This is a genomic window from Patescibacteria group bacterium, assembly GCA_018817715.1.
GTDB lineage: Bacteria > Patescibacteriota > Patescibacteriia > Veblenbacterales > UBA10138 > JAHITT01.
Genome location: JAHITT010000003.1, coordinates 1 through 6,673 on the forward strand (window position 1 = coordinate 1; position 6,673 = coordinate 6,673).

Annotated in this window: 5 protein-coding genes and 1 rRNA gene; 5 read left to right on the forward strand and 1 reads right to left on the reverse strand. The window is 39.7% G+C overall.

Going from position 1 to position 6,673, the window contains the following annotated elements; genetic code table 11:
- Positions 1 to 182: hypothetical protein (locus tag KKC17_01495; GenBank protein ID MBU1038892.1), on the forward strand; the 182-nt coding region annotated here is incomplete at its 5' end.
- A gap of 43 nt (positions 183 to 225) precedes the next feature.
- Here KKC17_01495 and KKC17_01500 read toward each other — a convergent pair.
- Positions 226 to 591 carry a hypothetical protein gene (locus KKC17_01500; protein ID MBU1038893.1) on the reverse strand — a complete coding sequence of 122 codons (366 nt, stop codon included), beginning with the start codon at positions 589 to 591 and terminating at the stop codon, positions 226 to 228.
- 119 nt (positions 592 to 710) lie between these two features.
- On the opposite strand from KKC17_01500, the gene KKC17_01505 reads away from it, so the two are divergent.
- The 4 genes from KKC17_01505 to KKC17_01520 all read left to right on the forward strand — a co-directional run.
- Complete coding sequence (locus KKC17_01505; GenBank protein ID MBU1038894.1) at positions 711 to 944, forward strand: DUF1653 domain-containing protein; 234 nt, start codon at positions 711 to 713, stop codon at positions 942 to 944.
- On the forward strand, positions 937 to 2,064 hold the full coding sequence (murB, locus tag KKC17_01510; GenBank protein MBU1038895.1) for a UDP-N-acetylmuramate dehydrogenase: 1,128 nt from the start codon (positions 937 to 939) through the stop codon (positions 2,062 to 2,064). Before KKC17_01505 ends, murB begins: the two co-directional genes overlap by 8 nt.
- A gap of 364 nt (positions 2,065 to 2,428) precedes the next feature.
- Positions 2,429 to 3,913, forward strand: coding sequence for a leucyl aminopeptidase (locus KKC17_01515; GenBank protein MBU1038896.1), 1,485 nt, complete (start codon positions 2,429 to 2,431; stop codon positions 3,911 to 3,913).
- 376 nt (positions 3,914 to 4,289) lie between these two features.
- A 23S ribosomal RNA gene (locus tag KKC17_01520) occupies positions 4,290 to 6,673 on the forward strand; the annotation flags it as partial.

The following is a 6,673-nucleotide window of genomic DNA, read 5'->3' on the forward strand; positions in this document are numbered from 1 at the left end:
ATTGGTCGCGCGCAAATCCGAAAAGCAAGGAACATTTTTCTTTGGTGTCCGCCGAGGCTCTGCGAGGCGGTGGCGGGGCTGATTCATTCGTCCAGTTTCCGCTCGAAAAAGGTTCGCGCAAAGTGTATAATTACAGCACCATTTTTACAATCTATAATTTTGGGGTTTATAAAAGTATTTAAATAAAAATTACCCCGACTTCTTTTATAGAAAGCCGGGGCGAGATCAGTTTTTTATAAATTCCAATATTCTATCAATTAGTAGATTATTATCAATTGGAATTTGGATAACGTTGTTTTGTCCTAATTCAAAATAGAACAATTTTTTAATTTCCTTTTTTTCGAGGGTTGCCAGAGCCAAAATTTGACAGTTATTTCTTTTTAATTTTTTAATTATTTCATCAGCTTTTTTTAAAGGTAGCGGTATTTCTAATAGCACTTTTTTTGAAATTATTTCAAGTTCTTCATTTTCAAATTGATGAATGAAAAAACTTTGAAAAGTTAACTCTGTTTTGGTTTTTAGCAACCTTTCTGTAACAAGTTTGGTTAACTCGTCACAGAATAATAAAATTACTGCTTGCGTTGCTTGCATTTAGTACTCCGAGTTTTTTGAGAAAAGGACAATTTTATTTTTTAGGATAGACTAGGTTACCTTTTTGGAAACTATATGTCAATGGTGGTAAAATGTGTTTATAGTTTTAATTAAAAAATATGAAAATCAAACTAGGTAGATATCAGCATTTTAAGGGGGATATTATGGAAGTAGTAGGTGAAGCCAAACACAGCGAGAGCTTGGAAGAGTTTGTGGTTTATAAACATATAACTGGAAAAATGGCCGGAGAGACGCATTGGTGGGTAAGACCAGAAGCAATGTTTTTAGAACAAGTTGAGGTGCAGGGCCAAAAAATTTCTAGATTTAAATATCTTGAAGAAAAAAATGATTAAAGTTCAAGAAAATTATTCTTTAGCTCCTTTAACGACTTTTAAAATCGGCGGGCCAGCCAGGTTTTTTATTGAAATTAGTAGTGCAGCGGAACTAGTTGAGGCCTTAAGTTTTGCCAAGGATAATAATTTAAAAATTTTATTGATTGGTGGGGGTAGCAATATGTTGGTTAGTGACAGTGGATTTAAGGGATTGGTTATTTCTATAAATATTTTGGGCATTAATAAAATTAAAGAAGGATTGAATTTTGTGGAAATTAAAGCCGGTGCCGGGGAAATTTGGGATAAGGTAGTTGATTATGCGGTTAGTAATAATTATTGGGGCATAGAAAATTTGTCTTATATTCCCGGCAAAATGGGTGCTTTTGCTGTACAGAACGTAGGGGCTTACGGCCAAGAAGCCAGTCAGGTAGTAACGGTTGTAGAGGCTTATGATAGCCAAACCAATCAGGTTGTTTTATTAACTAATAAGCAATGCGGTTTTGCTTACCGAACTAGTGTTTTTAATACTCTAGATAAAGGACGATATTTTATATTGCAAGTGTTACTTCGTTTATCCAAAATTTATCGTCCTAATATTAGTTATCCGGATTTGCAAAAAGTTTTTGCCAATCAAGATAATATAGAATTGTCGGCTATTAGGCAGACTATTATAAACGTGCGTAATAAAAAGTTTCCTTATCCTTATACTGCCGGAGCCAAAGGCAGCGCTGGATCATTTTTTAAAAATTTTTTATTAAAGCCAACCGAGTATACTTCTTTAGAAAAAAATATCGCCGCTAATTTAGCTGGTGCCTTGCCGGAACTTAGGAGAATAAAAAATAAATTTCCCTCTGGTGATTTAATTAAAATACCCACGGCTTTTATATTAGAAATCTGCGGTATAAAAGGATTAACTGTTGGCGGGGCTAAAGTTAACCATAATCAGCCATTGGTTATTTTAAATGATAATAATACGACTACAGCGGCCAATGTTTTATTGTTAGTTAAAAAAATTAGACAAATAGTTAAGCAAACAACTGGTTTAAGCCTGCAACCAGAACCTTCCTTAATTGGTTTTGAAAGTGCGGAGCTTTTGGCTTGTGGTTTTACCAAGGAAGAGGTTGGTAAATATATAATTTGAATTAAGTTTGACGGCTTAGGTAATCTGGATTAAGATAGCAAAAAACTAAAATTCTTTCCTTAAGTAGCTCTAATTGGTAGAGCAGCTGTTTTTCAAACCGAATTTAAAAAATAAAAGCGGGAGCGTTTTTATTAAAATAGATTCGGTAATCTATTAAGTTTATTGGCCACTAATTTAGGAGCTCCGGTGACTGGTTGTTAATAGGTTCTTGTTACGGCAGGTTGATGGTTCGAGTCCATTCTTAAGGGAAGATTAAATTTATTAAGGCAAATCTAAATTATGGTTTGCCTTAAATTTTTGGAGAAAACTTAAAAAAGCTTTATATTTAAAGAAGTAATAAGGTTTAATCATATAACTTTTATTTATGAAATTTATTGTTACTAGTCAAAAATCTTTAAAGGGCGATAATGTGGTGGTGCCTTGTTTTGTTAAACAAAATAAGTTGTGGTTAAACAATCTTGTTTTATCAGCCGCCGAGAAAAGAATTCTGAAGGATTATTTTTTGGGTAAAAATTTTACAGCCACCAACCAAGAGACTAAGGTTTTATTTATTGGTCGACGAAAAATAATTTTATTGGGGTTGGGAGAATTTAAAAATTGGGATCAACGAAAATTTATTTTAGCCATTAGGCGTTTATTAATAGTTGCCAAGTCGGAGAAAATTAAATCATTAGCTTTGCCGGTAGTCAGGTTGCCTTTAGCCAAAGTATCTTATGAGAAGTTGGGTCAATTGATAGCCGAGAATGCCTTGATGGCTGATTATTCTTTTAATCAATATAAAAAAGGCAGTTCGAAGAAGAAATTTTCTTTAAAGATTTTTTCTTTATTAGTTAATAAAGAAGAAGAAAGTTTAATTAGGCAGGGTTTAAAAATCGGGCAAGTGGTTGGGGAACAGGTTAATGTGGCTAGGGATTTGGGTAATACACCAGGTGGCGATATGACGCCAGATTTATTAGCTAAGCAGGCGGTTGAACAAGGCAAAAAATATAAATTTAAAGTAGAGGTTCTGACTAAAAACCAAATACAAAAGTTAGGTATGGGAGCAATTTTGGGAGTGGCCAAAGGTAGTGTGGAAGAACCAAAGTTTATAATAATGGAACATTGGGGGGTGGCTAAAAATCAAGCACCTTATGTATTAGTAGGTAAGGGTGTTACTTTTGACAGCGGTGGACTCAATCTAAAACCAAGCAACGGGATTAATGATATGCATTTGGATATGTTGGGCGCGGCGGCGGTTATTGGTTTAATGGGTGCAGTTAGCCGTTTGAAACTTCCTGTTAATATTATAGGTTTGGTGCCGGCTGTAGAAAATATGCCGAGTGGTTCTGGTTTACGGCCGGGTGATTTGTTAAAAGGCCTGTCAGGTAAAACGATTGAAGTTTTGAATACCGATGCCGAAGGCCGGTTAATTTTATCTGACGCTTTAACTTATGCTGAAAAATATAAACCTAAATTAGTGGTAGATATAGCTACCTTAACCGGCGCTTGTGTAGTGGCCTTGGGTACTTTGCCCATCGGCTTGTTTACACCCAGTGATGAATTGCAAAAGAAATTTCAAGTCGTTGGTGAATTATCCGGTGATTATGTTTGGCCATTGCCGATGTGGCAGGAATATGAAGAAGAAATAAAAGGAACTTTTGGTGATGTGCAGAATATAGGTAAGACGTCTTATGGTGGGGCTATTCAGGCAGCCATGTTTTTGTGGCAATTTGCTAAAAAATACCCTTGGGTTCATTTGGATATAGCCGGACCAATGAAAACTTTTGAGGGCCAATATTTAAACAAGGGCGCCAGTGGAGTAGGGGTAAGGTTTTTGTTTGAATTAGTAAGACAGGAATTAGCTGGATAATTTGTGGATAAAGTTAAGAAAATAGCCTTTTTAAAACAGCCTATTCAGGCTGTTTTTGCCTTAAATTAGCCCCTTGACAGGCTTAAGCCTTTAAAGTATGATACTAAAGCTACTTAAAAGATGTATATCTTTGAATAGTGGCGTAAATCAAACTATGAGAAACATTTATTACTTTATTAAATATCAGCGGCTAATGTAAGGATTTGCTGTGCACTGTCGTGCCTTACTAAAGAGTCGCTTGTTAAAGCGATTTTTTGTTTCTTTATAGAGTTGATAAGTCCTTTAAAAATTGAATAAGTTAATTATATAAGATCAAGCAAATTGTTAAGTAGATTTAAAAGGGTAATTACAAGAAATGAATCTATTCATTCTTGTGGTTAAACCGCATAAGGGCAGATGGTGGATGCCTTGGTATGGAATGACGATGAAGGACGTAGCAACCTGCGATAAGCCTCGGGGAGGTGGTAAGCAACCTTTGAGCCGGGGATTTCCGAATGGGGCAACCCAATCTGATGGAAGATCAGATTATCATAATTTGAATAAAATAGGATTATGAAGGTAACCTGGGGAACTGAAACATCTAAGTACCCAGAGGAAAAGAAAACACAGAATGTGGTTTAGTAACCACTACACTGCACAAAGCTTTTGCAGGTGGTGGTTGCTATACCACTTATTCCCGTAGTAGTGGCGAGCGAACCGGGATCAGCCCAAACTTAGCACAATTTAAATTATGGTCCGTACATATCTTTGATAGGTGCGTACCTTGGTTTTAAGGCCCATTCGGCCAATATTGAGTTAAGTGTTGTAAGAGAGTAATGTCTTAGGGTTGAATGGACCCTAGGGGGAGAATAAAAATCAAAGCTTTCCTAGTAGAATGGTCTGGAAAGACCAGCCAAAGAAGGTGATAGCCCTGTAAACGAAAGGAGTTTTGTGCTCCTAGTTATTTTTCTTGAGTACCATGGGACACGTGAAATCCTGTGGGAATCTGGCGCGACTATGCGTTAAGGCTAAATACATTCCGTGACCGATAGTGAACTAGTACCGTGAGGGAAAGGTGAAAAGTACCCCGTTGAGGGGGATGAAATAGAATCTGAAACCATCTGCTTACAAGGAGTCAGAGCGCTGACCACTTCAGCGTAGGTTTTTCTAGCTTATAGCTACGATATGAATTTAGTTAATTATTTTCGTAATAACGAAATTAGAACTATTCAAGTTCGAGCCATAGGCAGACCTACGCTGAAGTGGTGCGTGATGGCGTGCCTATTGAAGAATGAACCAACGAGTTAGCTGGTAGTAGCGCGATTAAGTCCTAAGGGACGAAGTCACAGTGAAAGCGAGGCTTATACGGCCGAATCTGAGTAAAAAAAAGCGATGCGCGTGTTAAAACGCGCGGCGCTCTTTTTACTCAAACGCTGCTATCACTAGACCCGAAACCGGGTGAGCTAACCATGGCCAGGGTGAAGCGTAGGTAAAACTACGTGGAGGCCCGAACCCACGCGCTGTGCAAAACGCGGGGATGAGCTGTGGTTAGAGGAGAAATTCCAATCGAACTCGGAAATAGCTGGTTCTCCTCGAAATAGCTTTAGGGCTAGCCTGTTCTATACGTCCTGATGGTAGAGCACTGAATGGGTTGTCGTGGCGCAAGCCTAGGCGACTCAACCAAACTCCGAATGTCAGGAACGGTAAGGAATGGAGTCAGACTGTGAGGGCTAAGCTTCACTAGTCAAAAGGGAAACAGCCCATGATCACCAAATAAGGTCCCTAAATCTCAGCTCAGTGTGAAAGGCGGTCTTGTCGCTCAAACAACCAGGAGGTTGGCTTAGAAGCAGCCATCCTTTAAAGATAGCGTAACAGCTCACTGGTCCAGCGACTTGGTGCCGAAAATGTAACGGGGCTTAAGCTGAGTACCGAATTTGTGGGATTCATCTTTTTTAAAGATGGATCGGTAGAGGAGCGTTCTCTGTCGCAGCGAAGGAGTAGAGGTGACTCGCTCTGGAGCACAGAGAAGTGAGAATGTTGGTATAAGTAGCAAAAAGACCGGTGAAAACCCGGTCCACCGTAAACCCAAGGTTTCCTGGGCAACGAAAATCGACCCAGGGTGAGGCGGACCTAAGCCGAGGCCGAAAGGCGTAGGCGATGGAACAGCAGGTTAATATTCCTGCCCTGCCGTAGGTTTCCGATGAGGCGACGCTTTGGCAAAGGTTGTACGTAATTTTGGTTATGTACGTGGCTTAAGGGGATGGTGTTCAGCTGGCAAATCCACTGGACATACAACCAGGCCCTTAGGACGCAGAGAAAGCGGCAACGCAGACTCAATACAACCGGAGCCAGAGCCTAGAAAAACCTCTAGGGCTAAACTTACGGTAACCGTACCGGAAACCGACTCAGGTGGGTGAGGCGAGTAGCCTCAGGTGTATGAGAGAACCTTCGTTTAGGAACTCGGCAATACAACGGCCGTAACTTCGGGATAAGGCCTCCCCCGCGCAAGCGGGGGCGCAGTAAAAGACGTCGACCGACTGTTTACCAAAAACACAGGTCCCTGCTAAGCCGTAAGGCGATGTATAGGGGCTGATGCCTGGCCAGTGTCAGAACGTTAAAGCGAGAGGTCATTTTAGTCGCAAGACTAAAGGCAGCCTTGAACTGAAGCGCTGATGAACGCCGGCGGTAACTATAACCGTCCTAAGGTAGCGAATTTCCTTGTCGTGTAAGTTACGACCCGCACGAATGGCATAACAATCTGAAAACTGTCTCTGGGAAAGG

Excerpts from the sequence above, each read along its gene's own strand:
- KKC17_01505 (MBU1038894.1), top strand. The coding sequence starts at position 711 with ATGAAAATCAAACTAGGTAGATATCAGCATTTTAAGGGGGATATTATG.
- KKC17_01500 (MBU1038893.1), bottom strand. The coding sequence starts at position 591 with ATGCAAGCAACGCAAGCAGTAATTTTATTATTCTGTGACGAGTTAACC.
- KKC17_01515 (MBU1038896.1), top strand. The coding sequence starts at position 2,429 with ATGAAATTTATTGTTACTAGTCAAAAATCTTTAAAGGGCGATAATGTG.
- murB (MBU1038895.1), top strand. The coding sequence starts at position 937 with ATGATTAAAGTTCAAGAAAATTATTCTTTAGCTCCTTTAACGACTTTT.